The organism is Ciceribacter thiooxidans (assembly GCF_014126615.1).
Taxonomy (GTDB): domain Bacteria; phylum Pseudomonadota; class Alphaproteobacteria; order Rhizobiales; family Rhizobiaceae; genus Allorhizobium; species Allorhizobium thiooxidans.
The window spans coordinates 3,164,677-3,190,067 of record NZ_CP059896.1; the positions used below are offsets into that span (position 1 = coordinate 3,164,677).

Sequence of the window (25,391 nt, forward strand, 5' to 3'; positions counted from 1 at the left end):
TAAGCCATCCCGTCATAGCTTCGATGAGCCAGCGGCAAATCGCGGATCTGCCTTTCGAGCCTTACGCTTTCGCCAACGCCGGTCCGGTATCCGATGCGACGATCGCCGGATCGCCGAGAAAACCCGGCCCCCTCCGGCACGTCAGCTTGCGAACCGCCCCGCATCGGTTCCGTAATAATTGAGGTAGCGGTCCGAGATGCGAGAGATCGGCAGAACGATCAAGACGTCGGTCGTGTTGAAGGCATGGTCGACGACGGCACCAGAGCCGAACATCGCACCAAGTCGCAGATAGCCCTTGATCAACGGCGGCATCGAGGAGACAGCTTTGCGGGCATTGATCGCCTCGACCGGCATCAGATCCATTTCACGATAGAGTTCCGGGCGTGCTTTGACAGCCCATTCGCCTTCGGCAACGGCGTGATTATGCAGGAAGGAAAGCGCAAGCGCATGCTCCTCCGGATACACGCCGGGAAACGAGGCGCAACCGATCATGGCGTCCCCGCGATGGCGCAAGGCGTAAGCCCAGGCACCGTGCCAGAGCAGTTCCATGGTGCGCTTGTTGCGATATTCCGGCAGTACACAGGAGCGGCCGAGCTCGATGAAACGCTTGCCGGGATGACTGGCGATCAGCCGGTCGATCGAAAACTCGGACGCCGAATAGAAGCCGCCATGGGCTTCGGCAACCTCCTGCCGCAGCAGCCGGTAGGTGCCGACGATCTGTTCTTCCGGGTCGCCCTCGATGGAACGATCGACCACGACAAGATGATCGCAGAGCGCATCCCAGCCATCGACGTCGCGTTTGCGTCTGGCTCCTTCCGGAGCGACCTGCGCGTGCATCTCCTCGACAAAGACCTTATAGCGAATGGACTGTGCCGCATCGATCTCGGAGTCGCTGCGCGTGAGGCGGGTTTCGAGCGTACCGATCCTGCCGAGCAGATCATTCGGCGCCGTCGTTGCGGCATTGACTGCGTTCGCACCGTCGGCCGCGGTCGTGATGTCGAGAAGTTGAGTGTTCATGGCGAGTCGTCCGGAACCGCTTCGTTTCAGGGTCATAAACCACGCCTATGCGACAGGAAGGTGACACGGTCTGTCACAGGCGCCACGCTAACATCTTTGTCCGACTGTCGCAATTCGACAAAGTCGGCGTCGCGCCTGATCGATTAGTCCTCTACCCCTTCCTCGCCCGGGTTACCGTGAACTCGTCGAGAATGATGAAAGCCGCACCGACGGTAATCAGGCTATCGGCCAGATTGAACACGGCAAACGACCATGTCTGGGTGTAGAACAGAACATAGTCGATTACGTGCCCGTAGACGAAGCGGTCGATGATGTTGCCGATCGCTCCGGCAATGATCATCACGAAGCCCAGATGGGCGAAGTGGTGGACAGGACTCGTCCGCCTCCAGAGCCAGAACACGAATGCGACGATGGCGATTCGCAGTCCGACTATGAACCAGCCGTGGGCGTCGGAAAGCATCGAGAAGGCCACGCCGAGATTGTGGGTTCGGTAAAGCGCCAGCATCGGCATGACAGGCACCGGCTGCTGCAACGGCAGCGATGTCTCAACGAGATATTTGATCGCCTGATCGAGAAGAAGAGCGAGCACGATGAAACAAATCGCCGGGAGCGGACGTGCGAAGATTGCCGGATGTCTCGTCATTTCGCATCGCCAAGCGTCAGAAGGTGGCGGCGCGCTTCGAACAGCATCACGCCCGTCGCAACAGCGAGATTGAGCGAGTCGGCACGACCGGCCTGTGGGATGCGCGCCAGCGCATCGGCCTCGCGTGCAAGTTCGTCCGGAAGTCCGGACTGCTCGTTGCCCATCAGAACGACGACCGGCTTACGCTTATAGTCGATCGTCCGATAGTCGACAGCACCGGCAAGATGGGTCGCGACGACCTGTCCCCCGCACTTCGCCTTCCAGCGAACGAACTCTTCGACCGAGGTCTTGACCAGCGGCATCGCAAACAGTGAGCCCATGGTGGCCCGCACGGTCTCGAGCGAGAAGGGATCGGTGCAGTCGCCGATCAGGATGACACCGGAAGCGCCGGCCGCATCGGCCGTGCGGATGATGGTTCCGAGATTGCCGGGATCGCGCACGCGATCGAGCGCCACCCAGGTTTCGTTCTTGCCGAGATGCACGTCCTTCAGCGCCCTGAACCGCTGCTCGAAGACGCCCGCTACCATTTGCGGGTTGTCACGACGTGTGATGGCCGACATCACCTTATCGTTTACCTCGAGCACCAGACCGCCTGCCGCGACGGCGCGTGCGGCAACCTTTTCGACCAACGGCTTGCCTCGGCCGGCTTTGGAATAAACGAGGACTTTGATGGTCCAGCCGAGATCAAGCGCGTCGATCACGAGCTTCAGCCCCTCGGCCATGAAGCTCCTCGTCTCGTCCCGCGTCTTTTTGAGGGACAGCGCCTTGATATCCTTGACGATCGGGTTCGAAAGGCTCGTCACCTCCTTGACCTGGCCAACCCGGCGCGGGCCTTGTTCGCGAAGATCGTCGTTCATTTCGGCACCCACCGGCTGAAGAGTGATGTTGAAAGCGCCCGGCCGGGCGTCTTGCCGTCGAGTCCGGCCTCCCGGATCACCAGTTCGCCGGATTCCACGATCCCGCCCTTGCCGCGCATGGTCTCGCGCATCAGTTCGTGGATGGAATAGAAGCTAGCCCGGATCGAATAGGCCGTCAGCACGAGGCCGAGTGCCTTCGGAGCCAGGATTTCCCGGCAAATGTCGAGCATGGCCGGTAGATGATCGAAGAGCTGCCAGACCTCGCCGTTGGGGCCTCGGCCGAATTTCGGCGGATCAGTGAGGATGATGTCATAGCGACTGCCTCGACGCTCTTCGCGCTGAATGAACTTCATCGCGTCGTCGCAGATCCACCGAATCGGTGCCCTTTCGAGTCGGCTCAAAGCCTGGTTCTCGCGCGCCCAGCCGATCGCCTTCTTCGACGCGTCGACGTGGGTGACCTCGGCCCCGGCAGCGGCGGCGACGAGCGAGGCGACGCCCGTGTAGCCGAAGAGATTCAGCACCTTCAGCGGCCGGCCATGACCTTCGATGCGTTCCTTCATCCAGCTCCAGTGTGCGATCTGCTCGGGGAAGACCCCGACGTGGCGGAAGGCAGTGAAGCGGCCGAGAAAATCGACACCGAGAAGCGAAAGCGGCCAGGTCTCGCCAAGCGCCTCGCGGGTGAAGCGCCAGCGCCCCATGCCGTCCTCGTCGGTGTCCCCGGTGAAAACTGCATCCGCCTTGTCCCAGACGTGAGACGGCAGCGCTTTCGGCCATAGAGCCTGCGCTTCGGGACGTATGATGCGATAAGGACCGTATTGCTCCAGCTTCAAGCCGTCGCCGCTGTCGATCAGATGGAAATCTCCGGCACCGAGACTCTCGAGGATGAGCGGAACGTGCTCGGCCGGGCGTTCGCCGGCCCGGATCTGCAGTATACGAGTGGGCTCGTCTGCCTGTGCCGGCGGCTTCTCGGGCATAGATTTCGCAGCCTGTCGGCGGGTGTGCTCACGGCTCTTGCCGGAGCCGGGCTTCGTGACAGCCGCGGCGGGCGATTTCCCGTCTCTCGGTCCCTTGCCGCCCAATCCCGCCGGCTTGCCGCGGGCCGGCCGGCGCTCTTTGTTCTTCACGCCTTGGTCCTGTCTTTGTCGATCGTCCAGTGATCGCGAGCCCATAGCACCACAGCGGCTTACGCGAAAGCGCTTTCGGCTCGTTAAGGACTTTCGACGGCGAGCCTATTTGGATTGCAACTGCGGCAGATCGCGGCCCGCGATCTGCTCCGCCCGCGCCTTGTGCCTTTCGGCCTCCACCTGCCATTGCTGGGCAGAGCGCGACTCGGTGCGGGCGCGCTTGCGATACTTGCGCTGAGAAAGCCACACCACAGCACCACCGATCACAATTCCCAACATGACCGCGAGGAACAGGAAAACGAAGAACGGCGCAGTCAGCGACAGCACTGCATCCTCCGGCCGGAAAGGATTGAGCGCGAGCGTCACGCTCTGGCGATTGGCAACGGACAGCACGACAAGCACGATGCCGAGCGGTACAAGCACAATCAGATTGACGATCTTCTTTACCATCGCTCACTCTCCTCGGCAGACGTATTCCAATAACGCCCGGCGCGGTTCGCTTGCGCTCAGGCTGACGGGGCCGCTCAATCCCCGTCCTGGTCGCCCATCCCGGGATTGAGGCGTTCGCGCAATTCCTTGCCGGTCTTGAAGAACGGCACCCACTTCTCCTCCACGAAAACCGATTCTCCGGTCCGAGGATTGCGCCCCGAGCGAGACGGGCGATTCTTGACCGAGAAGGCGCCGAAGCCGCGAAGCTCGACGCGGTTACCGGCAGCCAGCGCATCGGTGATCTCGTCTAGGACAGCATTGACGATGTTCTCGACGTCACGGTGATAAAGATGCGGATTTCGCGCCGCGACGATCTGCACCAATTCCGACTTGATCACGCTCGCCCCCTGAGATTGTGGTTTCCTGCAATAGAGGAGCCAAGGTGCCAAACTAAAAAAGCACCGTCAAGAAACAACTTAGCCGAAACTCCGCAACGTGCCCGGCGAGCACGGAAGTCGTCCGTCAGGGGTGGCGTGGACTTGCATTCGCGCCAACAATTTCCATATTGGCATGCGATCTTATTAATGCGATGTGTCGTGTCGGTTGCGGCAGGCTGCGGGCGGGGCCATTCCCGCTCGATATTATTCTGGAACAGGCCTGATTCATGTTGAACAGGGTAGATGAGAGTGCCGCGACTGCCGGCCTTCAGCCGGACGTGCGCGCCTACCAGAGGGCGGTGGCGCATTCTGCACGCGTGCGCCACCTCAAGGTTCTGCTCCCGGTGGCTGCCTTCGTCATATCTCTCGCCTTCGTCGCAGTGTCGGTGATCCGGGCCTATCTCCCGGAAAACGTGAAAATGGAATCTGCGCGGATCGAGAATGGCAAGGTCGTGATGGAGAAGCCCGCCATTTCGGGGCGCAACTCGGATGGCATCAGCTATTCCATGCGCGCCGAACGCGCTCTTCAGGATATCAGGAACCCGAACATCATCACTCTCGAGACAATCGCAGCGGCGGTTCCGATCGATGACAAGACCATCGCCCGCGTCATCGCTGAAAGCGGTGTCTTCGACCGCTCCACCGACCGACTGGACATGACGGCGCCCTTCACGATCAAGCTCAGCACGGGCATCGAGGCTGCATTCAAGTCTGCTCACCTGGACATCAAGGGCGGCAGCATGGAGACCAAGGACCCTGTCGCCATCACCGCAAAGGAAGCGTCGATTGTTGCGCAGTCGCTCAAGATGACAGATAAGGGGCGAGTAATCACCTTCGCGGGAAAAGTTCGGGTCAACATCGAACCGTCCGCTATCCGTAAAGCGGACAACTGAGAGCCGGTCCAGTCATGAAAGACAAACGTCAGAATTCGGTTTTGGTGGCTGGGCTGCTGGTTGCCTTCGGCATGTCTGTTGCTGGGTCGGCACCGGCTCTGGCACAGGCGACGAAAAGCAACCTCGACGGCCTGAAACTTTCCAACGACAAGCCGATCCAGATCGAAAGTGACGAACTGCAAATCCGCGAGCAGGAGAAGGTTGCGCTCTTCAACGGCAATGTGAAGGTCGTACAGGGCACCACGGTCCTGCAGTCAGGCAACATGACGGTTCATTATCGTGGCGACAGCACCTCGGTGACCAGCGGCAACGCCGACATTCAGAAGATAGACGTCACCAACAAGGTCTTCCTTTCCTCCGGCACCCAGCAGGCCACCGCCGAACGCGGCTATTTCGACATGGACCGCCAGGTATTCGTGCTCGAAGGTGACCGGGTGGTTCTGTCGGAAGGCCAGAACGTCTTCGTCGGCTGCAAACTGACGGTTCAGATGAATACCGGCGAAGCAAAACTCGACAGCTGCGGCGGCCGGGTGCAGATCCAGCTCGACCCGAAATCCCAGAAGAAGTAACCGGACCGGTCGGCACGTGAAGATTCCTTTTGCCTCAACACTGTCCGGCGCGCTACGGGCGCGGCAGCCGAGCCCCGACGAGGCGCGCCTCGACAAGACGCGCTATCAGGGGACATTGATCGCCCATGGCCTGACAAAGAGCTACAACACCCGTCGCGTCGTCAACGGGGTGTCGCTGGTCGTGCGCCGGGGGGAAGCCGTCGGGCTGCTCGGCCCCAACGGCGCCGGCAAGACGACCTGCTTCTACATGATCACGGGTCTGGTGCCCGTCGACGCAGGCACGATCGCCATCGACGGCAACGAGGTGACGGCGATGCCGATGTACCGGCGAGCGCGCCTCGGCGTCGGCTACCTGCCGCAGGAAGCGTCGATTTTCAGAGGCCTGAGTGTCGAAGACAACATCCGGGCTGTCCTCGAGGTTCATGAACCGAACCGCGACAAGCGGGAAGCCAAACTCGATGAACTGCTCTATGAGTTCCACATCGAGAAGTTGCGCAAATCTGCTGCCGTCGCCTTGTCCGGCGGCGAGCGGCGTCGCCTGGAAATCGCCCGCGCCCTTGCGACCGACCCGACGTTCATGCTGCTCGACGAGCCCTTCGCGGGCGTCGACCCGATTTCGGTGTCGGACATTCAAAACCTCGTGCGCCACCTGACGGCGCGCGGGATCGGCGTATTGATCACCGATCACAACGTGCGCGAGACGCTCGGTCTGATCGACCGAGCCTACATCATCCACGCCGGCGAGGTCCTGACCCACGGACGTGCCAATGACATCGTCAACAATCCCGATGTCCGGCGACTTTATCTCGGCGACAAGTTCAGTCTCTGAGGCCGACACCTCCACGAGACGATTCCCCCATCGTCCGGCTTGACCAAACCAGATAAAAAAGCAATTTTTGGGCCAGTTGAAGTTTCTCCGCGACGTTTGACGGTCTGAGCGGGTGAATTTCGGGGGAGTTTCGCGTTCATCATGGCTTTGTCGGCCAATCTACATCTACGCCAGAGCCAAACCCTGGTCATGACGCCTCAGCTGATGCAGTCCATCCAGCTGCTGCAAATGAACCACCTCGAACTCGTCCAGTTCATCGCCCAGGAGGTCGAAAAGAACCCACTCCTCGATTTCGCTTCGGAAGACGGCGACAACGGGTCGGAAAGCCCGCGGGGCGAGGAGGCACTTGCCGCGCAGGAAACGACGGCCGGCGCAGGCGCAGGCGCAGGCGCGCCGGAAAGCGACTGGTACGAAAACGCCAAGGGCTCTGCACTCGAAGAAAGCCTTGACTCCAATTTCGACAGCGCATTTGTCGACGAAGGCGTCTCGGCCCGTGCCGACGCGCCTGAGCTTTTGGGGCAGTGGAAGTCGATGCCGGGCGCCGGGACGGACCCCGGCGAAGGATACGACCTGGACGACTTCGTCGCCGGCCAGGTAACCTTACGCGATCATCTGAGCCAACAGATTCCCTTCGCCTTTCCCGACGCGGCCGATCGGATGATCGCGTTCGCCCTCACGGACCAGCTCGACGAAGCGGGCTATCTGCGCGCCGATCTTCAGGAGGTTGCGGAACGCTTCGGGGGGCGCCCAAGCGTTTGGAACATGTGATCGGGATTTTGCAGACCCTCGATCCTCCCGGCATATTTGCCCGTTCATTGAGCGAATGCCTCGCAATTCAGCTGAAACAACGTGACCGCTTCGATCCCGCGATGGCGACGCTGATCGACAATCTCGAGCTTCTCGCCAAGCGTGACTTCGCGAGCCTGAAAAAGCTCTGCGGAGTCGACGAAGAAGATCTGATCGACATGCTTTCGGAGATCCGCGGCCTGAATCCGAAGCCGGCAAGTGGGTTCGAGACGAATTTGAGCGAGGCAGTCGTCCCCGACATTGTCGTCCGTCCGGCATCTGATGGCGGCTGGGCGGTGGAACTCAACCCTGATGTCCTTCCACGAGTTCTCGTCAACCAGAGCTACTATACCCGGGTGACAAAAGGCCGCGACACGAACAACGCAGATCAGGCCTTCCTTGCCGAGTGCCTGCAGAATGCCAGCTGGCTTACCCGCAGCCTCGACCAACGCGCCCGCACCATTCTCAAGGTCGCCAGCGAGATCGTCCGTCAGCAGGATGCGTTTCTGCGCCACGGGGTCGATCATCTCCGTCCGCTCAACCTGCGTACGGTGGCGGATGCGATCAAGATGCATGAATCCACGGTCAGCCGCGTCACCTCCAACAAGTACATGCTGACCCCGCGCGGCCTTTTCGAGCTGAAATACTTCTTCACCGTTTCCATAGCTTCGGCCGAGGGCGGCGACAGTCATTCGGCAGAAGCGGTACGGAACAGGATCCGCACACTGATCACGCAGGAGAGCCCGGAAGCGATCCTCTCGGATGACGACATCGTCAGTGCGCTGAAGGATGGCGGCATCGACCTTGCGCGGCGTACGGTGGCCAAGTACCGGGAGGCGATGAACATTCCCTCGTCGGTACAACGGAGGCGCGAGAAACGCGCAATGGCGAAGGTGTCCACAGGCTGAGCGCACCGTCTGCCGTTTGTTAAGAATCGGTTAGCAGGCCGTTGACTCTCGTCCAAAGCTTGTCTAGAAGCCCGCCCCGACTGGCAAAGGAGACGACCCCGAGTTATCCCCAACCTCCGTCCAGCGACAGCCCGAGCGGGCGACATTGCTGTGTGAAGAGCTTGGATGCAGACGGCGGTTGACGTAAACTGATACCCGCAAATCACAATAAGAAGGGAAACTCCATGAGTGTGCGCGTATCCGGCAAACATATGGAAATCGGTGAAGCCTTCCGGCAACGGATTGAAGAACGGATCACGGAGACGGTAACCAAATATTTCGACGGCGGGTATTCCGGCCAGATCACGGTAACGAAATCGGCGGCCGCAGCCGCACCTTTCGTCGCCGACTGCCTGCTCCACCTCGACTCCGGCGTCAACCTGCACGCCACCGGCTCCGCAAATGACCCGCTGATTTCCTTCGACATTGCCACCGACCGCATTGACAAGCGGCTGCGCCGATACAAGCGGAAGCTCAAGGATCGCCATCCGAACAACGGTGCCGGCACGCCCGTCGAGGTCGCCTATACCGTGATGGATGCCGTATCCGACGAGCATGAGGAGCTTCCCGAGGATTACGCACCCACGATCGTGGCGGAAAGCACAAAGCAACTGCGGACCATGTCGGTTGCGAGTGCAGTCATGGCCCTCGACATGACGGACGAACCTGTACTCTTGTTCCGCAACCCCGGCAGCGACCAGATCAACATCGTCTACCGTCGCAACGACGGTAATATCGGATGGATCGACTCCGCCAACATCAAAGGCTGAGCCAAACCGGAAACGGCGGTCCACGCCGTTTCCTTCCCCTTTGATTCGGCGGCATGAAGGATTTTGAAATGGCCTTGGCAGATTTGCTGCAACAAGACGCAGTCGTTCCCGCCCTGAGGGTAAACTCAAAGAAGCAGCTGCTTCAGGAGCTCGCCGCGAAAGCCTCAAAACTCACGAACATCCCCGAACGGGAAATCTTCGACGTCATCCTGCAGCGGGAACGCCTCGGCTCCACCGGTGTCGGTAACGGCATCGCGATCCCGCATGGAAAGCTGAACAGCATCAAGAACATCACCGGCGTTTTCGCGCGGCTGGAGACGCCTGTCGACTTCGAAGCGCTTGATGACCAGCCTGTCGACCTCGTGTTCCTGTTGCTGGCCCCGGAAGGCGCAGGTGCGGACCATTTGAAGGCGCTCTCGAGGATCGCGCGCGTCCTGCGCGACCAGGACCTGGTCGCTAAGCTCCGCGCGACCGAATCCGCCTCTGCAATTTACGCTTTCCTGAACGAGGAACAGGCGAACGCAGCCTGACGTCCACCCACAAAAAAGGGCGCCGCGCTTCCGCTGACGCCCATCTTTTCGGCAAAGATAGAAGAAGAATCAGGCGTCCTTTTCGCCAGCCGATGCGGCATTGGCCTCCGGCTGGGCTTCCGTCTTCTGCCCACCCTTCGCAACGCCGACCATGGCCGGGCGAAGAACGCGATCGCCGATCGTAAAGCCCGCCTGCACCACCTGTACCACCGTGTTGTTCGGAACCTCGGCGTTGGGAATTTCAAACATGGCCTGGTGGAAGTTCGGATCGAACTTCTGGCCCTGCGGCTCGATCTTGCGGACACCGTGCCGTTCGAGCGTCGAGAGCATGCCGCGTTCCGTCATCTCCACACCTTCGATGAGCGCAGCCAGGCCGGCGTCGGCGGACGCGCGTGCTTCCTCCGAGACGGCCTCCAGAGCCCTGCGCAGGTTGTCCGAAACCGCCAGCATGTCCCGGGCGAAACCCGTCACCGCATAGGACTTGGCATCCTTCACGTCACGCTCGGTGCGGCGACGCAAGTTGTCCATCTCGGCCGCAAGACGCAGGAAGCGATCACGCAATTCTGCATTCTCTGCCTTCAGTGTCTCGAGAGGATCGACTTCCGCCTTCGTTGCTTCGGCTTCCCCGTTCCGCTGCTCGTCGATCTGGCTTTCAGCGACGGTGGCGTCAGGTCCGTTTTTCTTGGTTTCGTCGGTCATGACGTTCTCCGATTGAATGTCGTTTGGAATTCGTGCCCGATATCAGGGTTTGAGGTCGAAAAATCAAGGCTCCGGTGCGATATCGCCACCGAACCGTGATTGTCTCATAAGCGAGCCTAACGATTGGAGCGCGAGAGCCGTGCCATCAGCTGCGCGGTGTAGTCGACCATGGGAACGATGCGGGAGTAGTTGAGGCGCGTCGGGCCAATGACGCCGACGGCGCCGACGATCCGCTCGTCGCTGTCGCGGTAAGGCGCCACGATCAGCGAGGAGCCGGACAGCGAGAAAAGCTTGTTTTCCGAGCCGATGAATATCCGGACGCCGGGGCCGCTCTCCGCGAGATTAAGGATTTCGATCAGACTTTCCTTGCGTTCCAGATCATCGAAAAGGAGACGCAGCCGGTCGATATCCTCGGCGCCCGCGACCCCTTCGAGCAAATTGGCCCGGCCGCGGACGATAAGCCGTGTCGGCTTTTCGGCCTCCGCCCCACCGGACCAAACCGCAAGACCACGCTCGACCAGGTCCTGGGAAAGTGCATCGAGCTCACCGGCGACCTGTTCCTTCAACGTGACGAGCTGGCCTCGCAGTTCGGGGAGCGTCTGACCGGCAAGATTGGCATTGATGAAGTTGGCTGCTTCGGTCAGTTGCGATGCCGTCACGCCGGCCGGCAGATCAATGATGCGATTTTCGACCTGATTGTGTTCGCCGACCAGCACCGCCAGCGCCTTCGTGGGCTCCAGCCGGATGAATTCGACGTGCCTCAGGATCTGGTCACTCTTGGCGGCGATCACCAGTCCCGCCCCGCGGGACAAGCCCGAAAGCATGCGACTCGCGTCGGTCAGCAAGTTTTCCAGCGGCTGATCCGCATCCTGCGGGCGGATCTGCCGTTCAATGCTCTTGCGTTCACTCTCCGACAGATTGCCGACCTGCATGAATGCGTCGACGAAGAAACGCAGGCCTTGTTGTGTCGGCATCCGGCCGGCGCTGATATGCGGCGCGTATATGAGCCCGAGATCCTCGAGATCGCTCATGACGTTGCGCACGGAAGCGGGAGACAGAGACATAGGTAGGAGACGCGACAGGTTGCGCGAACCGAGCGGTTCTCCCGATTCGAGATAGCTTTCGACGATGCGCCGGAAAATCTCACGCGAACGGTCGTCCAGCGCGGAAGATATCTCTTTGACCGGAGTATTCGCCATGACGGTTACGATGCAAACCCTGTTCGAACAATGCTCTAGGCGAATATAGTCACTTGCAGGCCGATCACAAACGGGAAAATCCCTACCCTGCGAGAGGCGAAAGGCCGGTTTTTCTTTGCAAATCGCGACGCTCAACCGTAGAAGGCCATAGAAAGTTTCAAGGAGAAGCCAATGCGGCCGTCAGGCAGAAAAACCGACCAGATGCGCAAGATTTCGTTCGAGCGCAATTTCTCGAAGCATGCGGAAGGTTCCTGTCTCGTGAAGTTCGGGGACACTCACGTGCTCTGCACGGCGAGCCTCGAGGACAAGACGCCGCCGTGGCTGCGCAACAGCGGCAAGGGCTGGGTCACGGCCGAATACGGCATGCTGCCGCGGGCCACCGGAGAGCGCATGAAGCGGGAGGCCGCCGCCGGCAAGCAGGGCGGACGAACCCAGGAAATCCAGCGCTTGATCGGCCGCTCGCTTCGCGCCGTCGTTGACCTGGAAGCGCTTGGTGAACGCCAGATCACCATCGACTGTGACGTCATCCAGGCGGACGGCGGCACCCGCACCGCCTCCATCACCGGCGGCTGGATCGCGCTGCACGACTGCCTGAAATGGATGGAAGCACGCAACATGGTCAAGGTCGACAGGGTGCTCAAGGACCATGTCGCAGCGATCTCCTGTGGTGTCTTCGCAACGCAGCCGGTCATCGACCTCGATTATCTCGAAGACTCGGCTGCCGAAACCGACGCCAATTTCGTCATGACCGGAAGCGGCGCGATCGTGGAAATTCAGGGCACGGCGGAAGGCACCCCCTTCACCGAGGACGAGTTCCTGACGCTGATGCGGCTTGCGCGCGACGGCATCGGGGAACTGGTGACCCTGCAGAAGCAGGCGATCCTCTGATTGCTGCCGCAAGGCACGGGAGCAGACTATGTCCACCGAGCTCGAAGGTATTCTGGAAACGGCGCTCTACGTCTCCGACCTCGAGGCGGCCGAGGATTTCTACGGCCGCGTGCTCGGGCTGGACGTCGTGATCCGGCAAGAAGGACGGCACGTCTTTTTTCGGTGCGGCGCAGGCATCCTGCTGATCTTCGATCCTTCGGCGACTGCGCATCCAGCGCCGGCCGATGCCCTTCCCGTACCGCCGCACGGCGCGACCGGTCCGGGGCACGCTTGCTTCCGGGTCCCGCGTGAGAAGATGGATACCGTCATTGCCCGGCTCCGGGCGGGTGGCGTAGCGATCGAGGCCGACTTCCACTGGCCGAACGGCGCCCGGTCGATCTATTTCCGCGATCCGGCCGGCAACAGCCTGGAATGTGCGGAGCCTCGTCTCTGGAATCTCGAATAGGACCAGCCGCATGCGCAAACTCGACACCAAAACCATCGTCGTTGCCAGTCACAACGCCGGCAAGATCGCCGAGATTGCCGATCTCATCGGCCCACTCGGGTTCTCCGCGAAATCGGCGGCCGACCTCAAGTTCGAAGAGCCGGATGAGACCGGGACCACCTTCGAGGAAAACGCAGCCATCAAGGCGCTCGCTTCGGCTAAGGCCTCCGGTATGCCGGCCCTTTCCGACGATTCCGGTCTGGTGATCGACGCCCTCGACGGGGCTCCCGGCGTCTACACGGCGAACTGGGCGGAACGCGAAGACGGCACTCGCGATTTCCAGATGGCGATGGAGAAGGTCGAAAAGGCGCTGCAGGACCGCGACGCAACCGTACCGGAAAGGCGGACGGCTCGTTTCGTCAGCGTGCTCTGCCTCGCCTGGCCCGACGGCCACACTGAGACGTTCCGCGGCGAGGTCGAAGGGACCGTCGTCTGGCCGCCGCGCGGCACATCCGGTTTCGGCTACGATCCGGTCTTCCAGCCGGTCGGGCACGACAGGACTTTCGGCGAGATGACGGCACAGGAAAAACACGGCTGGAAGCCCGGACAGGCAAATGCTCTGTCCCATCGCGCCCGCGCCTTCAAGCTCTTCGTCGAAACCTGCCTGGAGGCCTGACGCCGGTATGTCGGACGCCACACCGTTCCTTCTTCCCGATACGGGTGAACCCGGCTTCGGTGTCTATGTCCACTGGCCGTTCTGCGCGGCGAAGTGCCCTTACTGCGACTTCAACAGCCATGTACGCCACCAGCCCGTGGACCAGCCGCGCTTCGTCGCGGCCTTCCTGCGGGAAATGGAGACCATGCGCCGTCTCAGCGGCCCGAAGACCGTCACCAGCATCTTCCTCGGCGGCGGCACACCGTCCCTCATGGAGCCGGAGACCGTTTCGGCAATCCTCGAGGGGATCGCTCGTCATTGGCATGTGCCCGATGGTATCGAGATCACAATGGAGGCGAATCCTTCGAGCGTGGAGGCGACGCGGTTCCGCGGTTATCGGGCGGCCGGCGTCAACCGCGTCTCTCTCGGCGTCCAGGCGTTCAACGACACGGATCTGAGATTTCTCGGACGGCTGCACGATGTGGCCGACGCGCTAAAGGCGATCAAGCTCGCCCGCGAGATTTTCCCGCGGATGTCCTTCGACCTGATCTACGCCCGTCCCGGCCAGACCGTCGAGGCCTGGGAACCGGAGTTGCGGCAAGCGATCTCCTATGCCGTCGACCATCTGTCCCTCTACCAGCTGACGATCGAGGAAGGCACACCCTTCTTCGGCCTGCACAAGGCCGGCAAACTCATAGTGCCGGACGGCGATCTTTCCGCCGATCTCTATGAGGCGACGCAGGAAATAACGGCCGATGCGGGCCTGCCGGCGTACGAAGTCTCGAACCACGCCCGGCCGGGCGCGGAAAGCCGCCACAACCTCACCTACTGGCGCTACGGCGACTATGCGGGGATCGGTCCCGGCGCCCATGGCCGCCTGTCGCGTGGACGAGAGAAACTCGCGACAGCAACCGAGCGCAACCCCGAAGGCTGGCTTGCAGCCGTCGAGCGCGACGGCCACGGAATGGTAGATCAGGAGGTCCTCGGTACTGACGAGCAGGCCGACGAACTGCTGCTGATGGGGCTTCGCCTTCGGGAAGGCGTCGACCTCGCCCGCTGGCAGCAGCTTTCGGGCCGCGACCCGGACCCGGCGCGCGAACAGATTTTACTGGAACATGGCTTCATCGAACGGCTCGGCAATTCGAGGCTACGTTGCACCCCGAAAGGGATGCTCATTCTTGATGCGGTCGTTGCCGATCTCGCCTGCTGAATTGAAACTTCAAACTCGCGGAGCGCGGGTCGCCAGCCGACGCCAGAACCTGCCGTCGATTGCGAGAAGGCCGAGCCCGATCGCCAGCATTCCGACGAAATGCCGCGGGGCGAGGCGCTCGCCGAGCACCAGCGCACTCAGGAGGATCGCGCTCGGCGGGATGAGGATTGTGACCAGCATGATATTCGTCGCGCCTGCCGTCGCAAGGATCCGGAAGAAGAGAATGTAGGCGAGCGCCGTCGAGAGAACGGCAAGGCCCAACAGCGCGATCCAGGTCTCTGGTCCCGGGAGCGGCAGGGCGAAGGGGCGATCAACGAAGAGCGCCATCGGCAACAGCAGCAGGGACGAGGCCGTGACCTGGCCGGCCGCGGGCAGGAGTGGCGGCAATCCCATGCGGCGGAAGCGGCGGCCGTAAACGCTGGCAAAGGCGTAACTCAGGGCGGCACCGAGAACTGCGAGCTCACCCCAGGCATCACCACCGACCTGTCCGAGCACCGACGGCCCGATCATAATCACCACGCCGGCGAGCCCGATCAATAGTCCCGCCACGCGGTTTGCCGTCAGCTTCTCGTCTTCGGTCAACACATGCGCAACGACGACCCCGAAGAGCGGCGTCGTCGCGTTGAGGATCGCCGCGAGCCCGCTTGCGATGTGGGTCTGCCCCCAGACGATCAGCGTGAAGGGAATGGCGTTGTTCAAAAGCCCCATGCCGAAAAAGGAAAGCCAGACTTCGCGGCTCTTCGGGACGGCCATCCCCGACAGCCGGATAATGATCCAGAGCGTGATCGCTGCCAGCAACACCCGAGCCGTGACGATGGTGAGCGGCGGCCAGACCTTGACCAGAATGCCGTTGAAGAGAAAGGATCCGCCCCAGAGCAGGGAGAGCCCGAGAAGCATCAGCCATTCCGCCGCCGCCATTTCTCTATGCGCCATAGCAATCTCTCCTTTTCCGAAAAGATCGCAAATTCCGGCGAAGCCCACCACCCGATTTCAGCCGCTGGCGAAACACGAATCCGGCGAGCAGGAAACAAGGCACGAAAGGCTCAGCCTCGACGCCGGTTCATGCCGGCCTTGCGACGACGTGAAGCCATTCCGTCGGCACGCCGTCGTAGCCGCCGCCTTCCGCGCTTTCGATAACCGGTTCGGCAAACCCTTGCGCCTTGTATTGTCGCGTGAGCCACTCCGGCGTCGGCCGGTTGTAATAACGGCCGAACTGGTCGTAGCCTTCGCCCTGCCCTGCCTTGAAGCTTGCATAGAATAGTCCCGCCGGACGCAGGGCACGGCGGATCTTTCCAAGTACCGGCGGCAGCTCCGCCAACGGCACGTGCAAGAGACAGGCATTAGCCCAGACGCCGTCATAGAGACCGGTCTCATCGAGTTCGGAGAAGCGCATCACCCGCACCGGACGGCGAAGCCGTATTTCGGCCTGCTGCGCCATACCCGCCGAACCGTCGGTCGGCACAACGTCGAACCCTCGCGCCAGCATCACGGCGCTGTCGTCACCGGCACCACAGCCGAGCTCAAGAATACGCGCGCCAGATACCAGTCCGCCCAGAAACGCATCAAGCCTGATATGCGGTACAGATCGCGAACGCCCTGCATAGGCATCTGCATTCGCTTCGTAGAAGTCTAGCGACGGATCATCGTGCATCATACCACCGATCGTCGGTCCATAAAGCAAAAGGCCGGCGTTTCCGCCGGCCCTGCATCATGCGTTGTTCTCGCTGATCAACCGCTTGAGAAGCTCGATCTCGTGACTGAGCTTGGTGTCTGCGCCGATCAATTCCTCGATTTTCCGGACCGCATGCAGCACCGTGGTGTGATCACGTCCGCCGAAGCGACGGCCGATCTCGGGGAATGAGCGCGGCGTCAGCGTCTTCGACAGATACATGGCGATCTGCCGGGGCTTGACGATCATCCGCGTACGGCGGTTCGAGACCAGTTCCTGGCGCGAGACGTTGTAATGGCGGGCGACTACCCGCTGGATGTCCTCGATGCGAACGCGCTTCTGCTCTCCGGCTCCGACGAGATGGGCGAGCAGTTCGTCCACGCGGTCGACCGACAGGTTCGGCTCGAACGAACGGCGGAAGATGAGCTGATTGAAGGCGCCTTCGAGATCACGGCCGCTGCTTGCGACGCTGCGCGCCACATGAGCGAGGATTTCCACCGGAATGTCGAGCGAACCATCGTCCTTCTGCGCAGCGTCGAGCCGCTTCTTGAGCATGGAGAAGCGCATCTCGAAATCGGGCGCTTCCATTTCGATCGCAACGCCGCCCTGCAGGCGCGAGCGGACCCGCGGGTCGAGCGACTCCAGTTCCCAAGGTGCACGATCGGCTGCCACGACGACCTGCTTGGCGCTATCGAGCAAGGTGTTGAGGAGATGGCAGAACTCATGCTGGATCATCTTGCCCTGCAGGAACTGCATATCGTCGATAATCAGCAGGTCGATGTTGCGCAGCGAGTCCTTCAGCGTCAACGCATCGTTGTCGCGGATGGCAGTCGCGAAGCGCCACATGAAGTATTCCGCCGTCAGATAAACGACGCGCGGCGCACGGGGGCTCTGGATCGCGGCATTGGCAACGGCCTGCAGCAGATGGGTCTTGCCGAGACCGACCGAGGAATGAATAAAGAGGGGATTGAAGCGAACGGCACCGGCGCCGGCTTCAGCAATGGTCTTGGCCGCTGCGAGCGCGACACGGTTCGAAGCGCCTTCGATGAAGCCGTCGAAGGTAAAACGAGAGTCCAGCGGCGAACCGAACAACGGCCCGGGCTGCGCCGAGCGGTGCGCAGCACCCTGATGCGCCGCAACCTGCCCGATTTGCTGGGGTGCGGAAGGCTTACGAACGGTCGACGACGGCACGGCTTCGGAAACCGGCTTGTGCCGTTCGTCCGACACCGGCGGGCGCACGCTGCGGCTTGCACTGCGCACCACGATCTCCACCTTGAGAATACCCGCATCTTCCTGCTGAATGATGTTGGTGATCAGGTCCAGATAGCGGTTGTTGATCCAGGACTTGAGAAAGGTCGTCGGAACCGACAGACGCAGAACGCTCTTTGAAGAGGAATGTAGTTTCAGGCGACCGAACCAGCTCGCGTAGACATCCGGCCCGACCTGAGCCTTCAGCCTGGCGCTGAAGCGCTCGAACAACACATCATGCGCTGCCACAGACGAGTCCTCCGCCGCTTCAGAACGAACAATACCCGTCGTTTCCTGTGCACGGTCCCCGTCAACCGCTGCACCGGCCGTCAGTGAATTAATTTGCATTTTGCCGCCTTCCAAAAATTACCTTTGCTGGACAGTGCAATTTTCCCGCCCAGCTGCCTTTGACTGCCCGTGGTGCCTCTCGCAAGAAAGCAGCACGCCTCACGAAAAACGAGGCCGGATCCCATGCCAAGCGGATCAGGCGCCCTGTCGTGACGGCCCAAGGCCAGTCCCCCTTTTCATTCCTCAATTCGCCGATCGCCCACCCTCGAAACGGACATTCGGCCGCGCCTTCGCCTACCCCCTACTACTTTCGCCAGCCCCTGAAACTGTGCGCAAACTCACCCCGTCACAATCCGAGCGGATTGCGATGAAAGGCTAAACACTGGATGAAAAAACGGGATCAGAACCATCCCGCTACGAAAGCCACCAGGACATTTCAACACCTGACCAGCAGTTGCAGATCGTCCCCGAGGTCAACTCCGTGTCTCTCGTTGGGAGCCATTTAGGCAGGATCAAAAGCCAAGATCAACAGTGAATTTTACCCAAAATTAAGTTCGAACCATTGACTCCCGACTCGATTTTTGCCCGCCACAATTAGGGGAAAAAGAATCGCTGTTGAATCAAGGGGATTCAAAAACGACGGTCCGCGACCACCCCCCGCGACAAAAAAAATAAAAATTCGCTTGACTCGAAACTGGTGTCGCCTGCCGTTAAGTGAAGAGGAAGCGCTCCATGGCACCTCCGCTACTTCATTGTTTTTGAATGTTTTTTCTTGTCACCGTAGTGACATGCGGTTGTCAATATGACGGACCGGTGACAACGATATGAAAGAAAACACGAAAAGCCCGGCTGGGCAGCCGAGCTTGACGAAAAGTGGCGATTTTGTGTCTTAAATTAGACGGCCAGTGCCTTAACACGCAGGGCAAGACGCGAAATCTTGCGCGATGCGGTATTGGCATGGAGGACACCCTTGGTCGCCGCACGATGCAGCTCGGGCTGGGCGGCCTTGAGAGCTTCACGCGCTACCGCGACATCGCCGGTAGCGATGGCCTCTTCGACCTTACGAATGAAACCACGAACCCGCGAACGGCGAGCCTTGTTGACTGCAGTACGGCGAGCGATCTTGCGGGTCGCCTTCTTCGCCGAAGTGGTATTGGCCATGGATGCCTCTCTTCGAATTCTAACCAAACTCCGCCATCGCCGCATCGGGTCCTTGCGACCTACGCTTTCAGCAATTCGGGAGCAATCGCGGAAAAGCCAGAAGCTTTCCTAACTGTGGGCGGGCATATAGCGGGAAAGCGGAGCGGCGTCAACGCGCAATTTCGCCAAGACCACCCGGAACCGCCCGCTTTTGCCCTCAACGGTTCCTGAACGCCGCCTTGCGCTTTTCCGCGAAGGCCGCCATGCCCTCCTTCTGATCTTCCGTCGCGAAAAGAGAATGGAAAAGACGCCGTTCGAAACGCAGGCCCTCGGCCAGCGTCAGCTCGAAGGCGCGATTGACGCTTTCCTTCGCCATCAGCACGGCAGGCGCGGAAAAGGCCGCGATCTTTTCAGCTGCGGCGATTGCTTCGTCCAGCAACCGTTCCGGCTCGACGACGCGCGCCACGAGCCCCGAGCGTTCGGCCTCGGCAGCATCCATCATGCGGCCCGTCAGGCAGAGATCCATGGCCTTCGCCTTGCCGACCGCCCGGGTCAGACGCTGCGAACCGCCCATGCCGGGTATGACGCCGAGCGTGATCTCGGGCTGGCCGAACTTCGCAGTAGACGACGCGATGATGAAGTCGCACATCATCGCAAGCTCGCAACCACCACCGAGCGCGAAGCCGGAGACTGCAGCGATCATCGGCTTGCGAAAGCCCGCAACATCTTCCCACCCGCTGATGAAATCGCCGAGATAGGCGTCGACAAAGTCGAGAGACTGCATTTCCTTGATGTCGGCGCCGGCCGCGAAGGCCTTCTCCGAGCCGGTGAGAACGACCGCCCCGATGTCGCCGTTCTTCTGGAGGCCGGCAAGTAGATCGCGCAACTCGGCCATCACAGTCGAATTGAGCGCATTGAGCGCCTGCGGCCGGTTGAGCGTGACGATCGCCACGCGACCGCGAACCTCCACGAGCAGCGTCTCATAAGTCATTCAAATCTCTCCCTTGGTCATTTCTGGCAACGGCTGCAATAGAATGTCGAGCGGCCGGACTGCACGATGCGCGCCACGGTACCGTTGCATTCGGGGTTCGCGCAAGCATGACCTTCGCGGTCATAGACACGGAAGGTATGCTGAAAATAGCCTAGAGTGCCGTCCGTGCGGATATGATCGCGCAGCGAAGAGCCGCCTGCGGCGATCGCGTCGGCGATGACGGTGCGGATCGCCTCCACGAGCCGGACGAGCTCCTTCTTCGGCTTGCCGGTCGGCGTTACCATCGTCCCCGCCGGCTTCCTCGGCGAAAGCCCGGCGCGCCAGAGCGCCTCACAGACATAGATGTTGCCGAGGCCGGCGATATTGCTCTGGTCGAGCAGCGCCGCCTTGAGCGGCTGGCTGCGCCCGGCAAAACGGACCGCAAGACCTTCTGCGTCGAGAGTGTTGCCGACCGGCTCGGGTCCGAGCTGACGAAACGCCGGATAGTTGTCGAGATCGACGCGCGGCAAGATGTCCATGAAGCCGAAACGCCGCGGGTCATTATATATGACGCGTATGGCACCTTCCGCTCCTTCGAGATGAAACACGACATGGTCGTGTTTCTCGTCCTTGGAACGGGTGTGGTGAAAGGCACCCGGCAGTTCGCTCTCACTCTCCTGCTCGACCCTGAAAGAGCCGGACATACCGAGGTGGGCGACAACTGTTTCGCCGCTGTCGAGGTCGATCAGCAGGTATTTCGCCCGGCGACCAAGACCTACGATCCGCGTTCCCGAAACTCGCTCGGCAAAGCCCGGAGGAAACGGAAAGCGAAGATCGGCCCGGCGCAATTCCAGGCGCCCGATGCGCGCGCCCTCCATTGCTGGCGCGAGCCCTCTTCTGACCGTCTCTACCTCTGGCAATTCCGGCATTGCTGGCCCATCTTTCTGTTTCAACCACGCTTCTTGTGGTCTATAGACCAGCGCGAAGGTGTCGCAGCCGGTACCGGCGAGACAGATAGCGTGCCTTGGACGATTTCGCTATGGTCACCCGGCCATAAAGGACAATGGAGCGAGCACATGGCTGAAACCCGCACGACCGCCGAAGGCGGCATGGCGACATCGTATGGCTTCCGCGATGTGCAGGAGGGCGAAAAGCAGGGCCTCGTCAACGACGTCTTCCACAAGGTCGCCAAGCGCTACGACATCATGAACGACGTCATGTCCGCAGGCCTCCACCGGGTCTGGAAGAACGCCATGGTGGCAGCGCTCAACCCGCGGAAGGATCCGGGCTACAAGGTGCTGGATGTCGCCGGCGGCACCGGAGACATCGCCTTCCGCATCATAGAGGCCTCCGACCGTCTCGCGCATGCAACCGTGCTCGACATCAACGGGTCGATGCTCGCCGTCGGCGCCGAACGCGCCGCAAAGAAGGAGCTCTCGGACAATGTCACCTTTGTTGAGGCGAACGCCGAAGAACTGCCCTTCGAAGACAACAGTTTCGACGCCTATACCATCGCTTTCGGCATCCGGAACGTGCCGCATATCGACGTCGCGCTGAAAGAAGCCCACCGCGTGCTGAAACGCGGCGGGCGTCTGCTCGTGTTGGAGTTCTCCGCAGTCGACATGCCGCTGCTCGACCGGTTCTATGACGAATGGTCGTTCAAAGCGATCCCGCATTTCGGGCGGATGATCACGGGTGACGCCGAGCCCTACCAGTATCTGGTGGAATCGATCCGCAAGTTCCCCAACCAGCGCGATTTCGCCGCAATGATCTCGAAGGCCGGCTTCTCGCGCGTCACCTTCACCAACTACACCGGTGGCATCGCCGCACTGCACTCCGGCTGGAAGCTCTGACCGATGAGGGCATTGTCCATGAAGTCCCTCCTCGAGAGAGCCATCGAGGCTGAAAACGCACGATGAGCACGATCGGCGCATATTTCCGCCTTGCACGGGTCGGCTGGGTTCTGGTGCGCGAGGGCGTGATCTCCGCGCTGCCCTCCGAGGGTCTGCCGCCGATGGTCGTCTTCGCCCAGTCGGCCGCGGGGCTCTTTGCCCGCAAGCGCGCGATGCGTGAACGGCGCTCGGATCGCCTATCGAAGGCGGTGGCCCGCCTCGGCCCGTCCTACGTGAAGATCGGCCAGTTCCTCGCGACCCGTCCTGACGTCGTCGGCGCCGAGATCGCGGAAGACCTTTCCGGCCTCCAGGACCGCATGGAGTTCTTCCCGACCGAAGCTGCCAAGCTCTCCATCCGCGAGTCGCTCGGCCGTCCCGTCGGCGAACTCTACACCTCCTTCGACGAACCGATCGCTGCGGCCTCGATTGCCCAGGTCCACCGCGGTGAGGTCGAAACTGGACAGGGCCGCAGGAAAGTCGCGATCAAGGTGATCCGACCGGGCGTCCGCCGGCGCTTCGCAGCCGACCTCGAGGCGATGTATATCGTCTCGCGCCTGCAGGAGCGCTTCCTTCCGCATATGCGACGGTTGAAACCGGTGGAAGTGACGCGCACGCTCGAGCAGACGACCAAGGTCGAGATGGACCTACGGCTGGAGGCCGCTGCCCTGTCCGAGCTCGCCGAAAATACGAAGAGCGATCCGGGTTTTCGAGTCCCTGCCGTCGACTGGGAACGAACGGGGCGTGACGTCGTCACGATGGAATGGATTGACGGCATCAAGATGTCGGACGTCGAGGCACTCAGGGCTGCGGGCTATGATCTCAACGCGCTGGCCGACACGCTGATCCAATCCTTCCTGCGCCATACGCTGCGCGACGGCTTCTTCCACGCCGACATGCACCCCGGTAACCTCTTCGTCGACGAAAGCGGCATGATCGTCGCCGTCGACCTGGGGATCGCCGGTCGGCTCGGCAAGAAAGAACGACGTTTTCTGGCGGAGATCCTTTACGGCTTCATCACCCGCGACTACCTGCGAGTCGCGGAGGTGCACTTTGAGGCCGGCTATGTTCCCTCCCACCACAACGTCGCGAGTTTCGCCCAAGCGATCCGTGCCATCGGAGAGCCGATCCACGGTCAGCCGGCCGAGACAATTTCGATGGGACGGCTGCTGACGCTGCTCTTCGAGGTGACCGAACTCTTCGACATGGCGACCCGTCCCGAACTTGTGATGCTGCAGAAGACGATGGTGGTGGTCGAGGGTGTGGCGCGTATGCTCAATCCGCAGTTCAACATGTGGAAGGCATCCGAGCCGGTCGTCTCCAGCTGGATTCGCGACAATCTCGGCCCGAAGAGGATCGTCACCGACCTGAAGGACGGATTGCACGCGGCCGTTCGGCTCGCCGAAGCGATCCCCGAGATCGCGGTGAAGACCGAGAAATTCCATGCCGAACTGATGACGATGAGCGAGAACGGCCTGCGCCTCGACCGGGAGACCACGGATGCGATCGGGCGCTCCGAGGCGCGCCATGGCCGGCTTGGCCGACTGGCGCTCTGGGTCATCGCCGCCTCACTCGTCTACATCGCCGTTCAGGTCAGCTGATCCGACGCCATGATCAGCGGCAGGCGGGTGCACGAAAATCGATTTCGATTTGCCGAGCCTTGCGCTAGGTTCGCGCAAACCAGCGACCGGACCATCAGATGAGCTTATCCGCTAAACGCATCCTGCTTGTCATTTCCGGCGGCATCGCCGCCTACAAGAGCCTCGACCTCATCCGGCGACTGCGCGAGCGGGGCGCGACGGTCCGGCCGATCATGACGCGCGCAGCGCAGGAATTCGTCACCCCGCTCGCGGTCGGCGCACTCTCCGCCAGCCACGTCTACACCGATCTCTTCTCCCGGGAAGACGAGCAGGATGTCGGCCATATCCGTCTTTCGCGGGAGTGCGACCTCATCGTCGTGGCCCCCGCCACCGCCGATCTGATGGCGAAGGTGGCAAACGGCCTTGCCGACGACCTTGCCTCTGCGGTGTTACTTGCGCGCTCGCGCCCCGTGCTGATGGCTCCGGCCATGAATCCCATGATGTGGGCGAATCCGGCGACACGCCGTAACGTTACGCTCCTGAAGGAGGATGGCGTAACTTTCGTCGGTCCTACGGAAGGCGAAATGGCGGAGGCCGGCGAACGGGGGCTCGGTCGCATGGCCGAGCCGCTCGATATCGTTGCGGCAGTGGAAGCCCTTCTGGACACCGGCCCGAAACCGCTTGCCGGCCGAACGGCCATCGTGACGTCGGGGCCGACGCATGAACCGATCGACCCGGTGCGTTACATCGCCAACCGCTCTTCGGGGCGACAAGGCCACGCGATTGCTGCCGCGCTCGCAAAGCTCGGAGCAGACGTCACCCTCGTTTCCGGACCCGTCGCCATCCCGGATCCCGCCGGCGTCGCGACTCTTCATGTGGAGCGGGCGGAGGAGATGCGGGATGCCGTCATCTCCCGTCTGCCGACCGATATCGCGGTCATGGTGGCCGCCGTTGCCGACTGGCGCGTGGCAGCATCCGCCGGTCAGAAGATCAAGAAGAGGCCGGGCGAAGCTCCTGCTCCGCTGCAGCTCACCGAGAACCCCGATATTCTCAAAACTGTAGGACACCACGAGAAGCGACCGGCGATCGTGGTCGGCTTCGCGGCGGAAACCCAGGACATCGAGCGGAACGGTCGCACTAAACTTAAAAAGAAGGGCGCCGACCTGATCGTGGCCAACGACGTCTCTCCGGAAACCGGAATCATGGGCGGCACGCGCAATCGGGTGAAACTGATCAGTACGACCGGCGTCGAGGAGTGGCCGGAGCTCGACAAGGATGCCGTTGCCGAGCGTCTGGCAAACTGGATCGCCGAGCGCCTGAACCAGGGAGCAGTCCGATGACCCTCTTCGAACGCGCAGACTTCGACGCCTTCGTCACCGGATTGGCTGGCGTGACCCTCGTGGACCAATGGGAGTCCCGCGTTGCCAAGGTCGGAGACAAGGTATTCGCGGTCCTCAATGACGATGGCGCCAAGATCGCGTTCAAGGTCAGCGAGGAGAGTTTCGAAATCCTGACCGCCCTCGATGGCGTCGGTCAGGCACCTTATTTCGCCAAGCGCAAATGGGTCGCCGTCGCGCCGGTCGCGCCGCTGTCGGACGATGAACTGCGCCACTACTTAAGGCGCTCCTACGATCTGATCGCTGCCGGTCTCACGAAGAAGCTCCGGACAGAACTCGGCATTCCGGTCTAAAGACGAGCGTG

27 protein-coding genes and 1 pseudogene are annotated in these 25,391 nt (G+C 61.4%); 14 read left to right on the top strand and 14 right to left on the bottom strand.

The window, feature by feature from the left end:
- Positions 1-141: 141 nt before the first annotated feature.
- The 6 genes from olsB to H4I97_RS15580 all read right to left on the bottom strand — a co-directional run bounded on the left by olsB (position 142) and on the right by H4I97_RS15580 (position 4,468).
- On the bottom strand, positions 142-1,017 hold the full coding sequence (gene olsB, locus H4I97_RS15555; protein WP_182305539.1) for a l-ornithine N(alpha)-acyltransferase: 876 nt from the start codon (positions 1,015-1,017) through the stop codon (positions 142-144).
- Between the two features lie 151 nt (positions 1,018-1,168).
- Positions 1,169-1,660 carry a signal peptidase II gene (lspA, locus tag H4I97_RS15560; RefSeq protein WP_182305540.1) on the bottom strand — a complete coding sequence of 164 codons (492 nt, stop codon included), beginning with the start codon at positions 1,658-1,660 and terminating at the stop codon, positions 1,169-1,171.
- Positions 1,657-2,517, bottom strand: a complete 861-nt coding sequence (locus H4I97_RS15565) for a TrmH family RNA methyltransferase (RefSeq protein ID WP_182305541.1) — start codon at positions 2,515-2,517, stop codon at positions 1,657-1,659. Before H4I97_RS15565 ends, lspA begins: the two co-directional genes overlap by 4 nt.
- Complete coding sequence (locus tag H4I97_RS15570) at positions 2,514-3,641, bottom strand: class I SAM-dependent methyltransferase (protein WP_378143387.1); 1,128 nt, start codon at positions 3,639-3,641, stop codon at positions 2,514-2,516. The genes H4I97_RS15565 and H4I97_RS15570 overlap by 4 nt, the downstream gene beginning before the upstream one ends.
- A 105-nt stretch (positions 3,642-3,746) precedes the next feature.
- Positions 3,747-4,091, bottom strand: coding sequence for a DUF1049 domain-containing protein (locus H4I97_RS15575; protein WP_182305543.1), 345 nt, complete (start codon positions 4,089-4,091; stop codon positions 3,747-3,749).
- Positions 4,092-4,165: 74 nt separating this feature from the next.
- Positions 4,166-4,468, bottom strand: coding sequence for an integration host factor subunit beta (locus tag H4I97_RS15580; RefSeq protein WP_112685701.1), 303 nt, complete (start codon positions 4,466-4,468; stop codon positions 4,166-4,168).
- Positions 4,469-4,734: 266 nt separating this feature from the next.
- Here H4I97_RS15580 and lptC point away from each other — a divergent pair, with 266 nt between their 5' ends.
- The 6 genes and pseudogenes from lptC to ptsN all read left to right on the top strand — a co-directional run bounded on the left by lptC (position 4,735) and on the right by ptsN (position 9,831).
- Positions 4,735-5,400 (top strand): LPS export ABC transporter periplasmic protein LptC, encoded by a 666-nt coding sequence (lptC, locus tag H4I97_RS15585; protein WP_182305544.1) that lies wholly within the window; start codon positions 4,735-4,737, stop codon positions 5,398-5,400.
- A gap of 14 nt (positions 5,401-5,414) precedes the next feature.
- Positions 5,415-5,969 carry an LptA/OstA family protein gene (locus H4I97_RS15590; protein ID WP_182305545.1) on the top strand — a complete coding sequence of 185 codons (555 nt, stop codon included), beginning with the start codon at positions 5,415-5,417 and terminating at the stop codon, positions 5,967-5,969.
- A gap of 40 nt (positions 5,970-6,009) precedes the next feature.
- Complete coding sequence (gene lptB / locus H4I97_RS15595; RefSeq protein ID WP_182307676.1) at positions 6,010-6,798, top strand: LPS export ABC transporter ATP-binding protein; 789 nt, start codon at positions 6,010-6,012, stop codon at positions 6,796-6,798.
- Between the two features lie 141 nt (positions 6,799-6,939).
- Positions 6,940-8,492, top strand: a pseudogene (gene rpoN, locus H4I97_RS15600) (RNA polymerase factor sigma-54).
- Positions 8,493-8,716: 224 nt separating this feature from the next.
- On the top strand, positions 8,717-9,301 hold the full coding sequence (gene hpf / locus H4I97_RS15605) for a ribosome hibernation-promoting factor, HPF/YfiA family (RefSeq protein ID WP_182305546.1): 585 nt from the start codon (positions 8,717-8,719) through the stop codon (positions 9,299-9,301).
- 68 nt (positions 9,302-9,369) lie between these two features.
- On the top strand, positions 9,370-9,831 hold the full coding sequence (ptsN, locus tag H4I97_RS15610; RefSeq protein WP_182305547.1) for a PTS IIA-like nitrogen regulatory protein PtsN: 462 nt from the start codon (positions 9,370-9,372) through the stop codon (positions 9,829-9,831).
- 69 nt (positions 9,832-9,900) lie between these two features.
- Here ptsN and grpE read toward each other — a convergent pair whose 3' ends face one another.
- A complete protein-coding gene (gene grpE / locus H4I97_RS15615) occupies positions 9,901-10,530 on the bottom strand; it encodes a nucleotide exchange factor GrpE (RefSeq protein ID WP_182305548.1) in 630 nt (209 codons plus the stop codon).
- A 116-nt stretch (positions 10,531-10,646) separates the two neighbouring features.
- Entirely contained in the window at positions 10,647-11,729 is a 1,083-nt protein-coding gene (gene hrcA / locus H4I97_RS15620; protein WP_182305549.1) for a heat-inducible transcriptional repressor HrcA, read from the bottom strand.
- Positions 11,730-11,900: 171 nt separating this feature from the next.
- On the opposite strand from hrcA, the gene rph reads away from it, so the two are divergent.
- From rph to hemW, 4 genes are read left to right on the top strand one after another with little or no spacing between them, the layout of a single operon-like run.
- Positions 11,901-12,617: a ribonuclease PH gene (rph, locus tag H4I97_RS15625; protein WP_182305550.1), complete on the top strand. Its 717-nt coding sequence runs from the start codon at positions 11,901-11,903 to the stop codon at positions 12,615-12,617.
- A gap of 28 nt (positions 12,618-12,645) precedes the next feature.
- On the top strand, positions 12,646-13,062 hold the full coding sequence (locus tag H4I97_RS15630; protein WP_182305551.1) for a VOC family protein: 417 nt from the start codon (positions 12,646-12,648) through the stop codon (positions 13,060-13,062).
- A 10-nt stretch (positions 13,063-13,072) separates the two neighbouring features.
- Complete coding sequence (gene rdgB, locus H4I97_RS15635) at positions 13,073-13,717, top strand: RdgB/HAM1 family non-canonical purine NTP pyrophosphatase (RefSeq protein WP_182305552.1); 645 nt, start codon at positions 13,073-13,075, stop codon at positions 13,715-13,717.
- Positions 13,718-13,724: 7 nt separating this feature from the next.
- The gene (gene hemW / locus H4I97_RS15640; RefSeq protein WP_182305553.1) at positions 13,725-14,906 is read left to right on the top strand and encodes a radical SAM family heme chaperone HemW; all 1,182 of its coding nucleotides are present in this window, start codon (positions 13,725-13,727) and stop codon (positions 14,904-14,906) included.
- A 9-nt stretch (positions 14,907-14,915) separates the two neighbouring features.
- Here the strand turns inward: hemW and H4I97_RS15645 are convergent, their stop codons facing one another.
- The 6 genes from H4I97_RS15645 to mutM form a co-directional block, all read right to left on the bottom strand.
- Positions 14,916-15,839, bottom strand: coding sequence for a DMT family transporter (locus H4I97_RS15645; protein WP_182305554.1), 924 nt, complete (start codon positions 15,837-15,839; stop codon positions 14,916-14,918).
- Positions 15,840-15,966: 127 nt separating this feature from the next.
- The gene (locus H4I97_RS15650; protein ID WP_182307677.1) at positions 15,967-16,557 is read right to left on the bottom strand and encodes a class I SAM-dependent methyltransferase; all 591 of its coding nucleotides are present in this window, start codon (positions 16,555-16,557) and stop codon (positions 15,967-15,969) included.
- 57 nt (positions 16,558-16,614) lie between these two features.
- The gene (dnaA, locus tag H4I97_RS15655) at positions 16,615-18,171 is read right to left on the bottom strand and encodes a chromosomal replication initiator protein DnaA (protein WP_182305555.1); all 1,557 of its coding nucleotides are present in this window, start codon (positions 18,169-18,171) and stop codon (positions 16,615-16,617) included.
- An 834-nt stretch (positions 18,172-19,005) separates the two neighbouring features.
- Positions 19,006-19,272: a 30S ribosomal protein S20 gene (rpsT, locus tag H4I97_RS15660; protein ID WP_182305556.1), complete on the bottom strand. Its 267-nt coding sequence runs from the start codon at positions 19,270-19,272 to the stop codon at positions 19,006-19,008.
- Between the two features lie 196 nt (positions 19,273-19,468).
- Complete coding sequence (locus tag H4I97_RS15665; RefSeq protein WP_182305557.1) at positions 19,469-20,242, bottom strand: enoyl-CoA hydratase; 774 nt, start codon at positions 20,240-20,242, stop codon at positions 19,469-19,471.
- 17 nt (positions 20,243-20,259) lie between these two features.
- Positions 20,260-21,150 (bottom strand): bifunctional DNA-formamidopyrimidine glycosylase/DNA-(apurinic or apyrimidinic site) lyase, encoded by an 891-nt coding sequence (gene mutM, locus H4I97_RS15670; protein WP_182305558.1) that lies wholly within the window; start codon positions 21,148-21,150, stop codon positions 20,260-20,262.
- A 147-nt stretch (positions 21,151-21,297) separates the two neighbouring features.
- On the opposite strand from mutM, the gene ubiE reads away from it, so the two are divergent.
- The 4 genes from ubiE (at position 21,298) to H4I97_RS15690 (ending at position 25,380) form a co-directional block, all read left to right on the top strand.
- Positions 21,298-22,074, top strand: a complete 777-nt coding sequence (gene ubiE, locus H4I97_RS15675) for a bifunctional demethylmenaquinone methyltransferase/2-methoxy-6-polyprenyl-1,4-benzoquinol methylase UbiE (RefSeq protein WP_182305559.1) — start codon at positions 21,298-21,300, stop codon at positions 22,072-22,074.
- Positions 22,075-22,136: 62 nt separating this feature from the next.
- Positions 22,137-23,711, top strand: coding sequence for a 2-polyprenylphenol 6-hydroxylase (gene ubiB, locus H4I97_RS15680; protein WP_182305560.1), 1,575 nt, complete (start codon positions 22,137-22,139; stop codon positions 23,709-23,711).
- Between the two features lie 98 nt (positions 23,712-23,809).
- Entirely contained in the window at positions 23,810-25,030 is a 1,221-nt protein-coding gene (coaBC, locus tag H4I97_RS15685; RefSeq protein WP_182305561.1) for a bifunctional phosphopantothenoylcysteine decarboxylase/phosphopantothenate--cysteine ligase CoaBC, read from the top strand.
- A complete protein-coding gene (locus H4I97_RS15690) occupies positions 25,027-25,380 on the top strand; it encodes an MmcQ/YjbR family DNA-binding protein (protein WP_182305562.1) in 354 nt (117 codons plus the stop codon). The genes coaBC and H4I97_RS15690 overlap by 4 nt, the downstream gene beginning before the upstream one ends.
- The last annotated feature ends 11 nt before the right edge of the window (positions 25,381-25,391 follow it).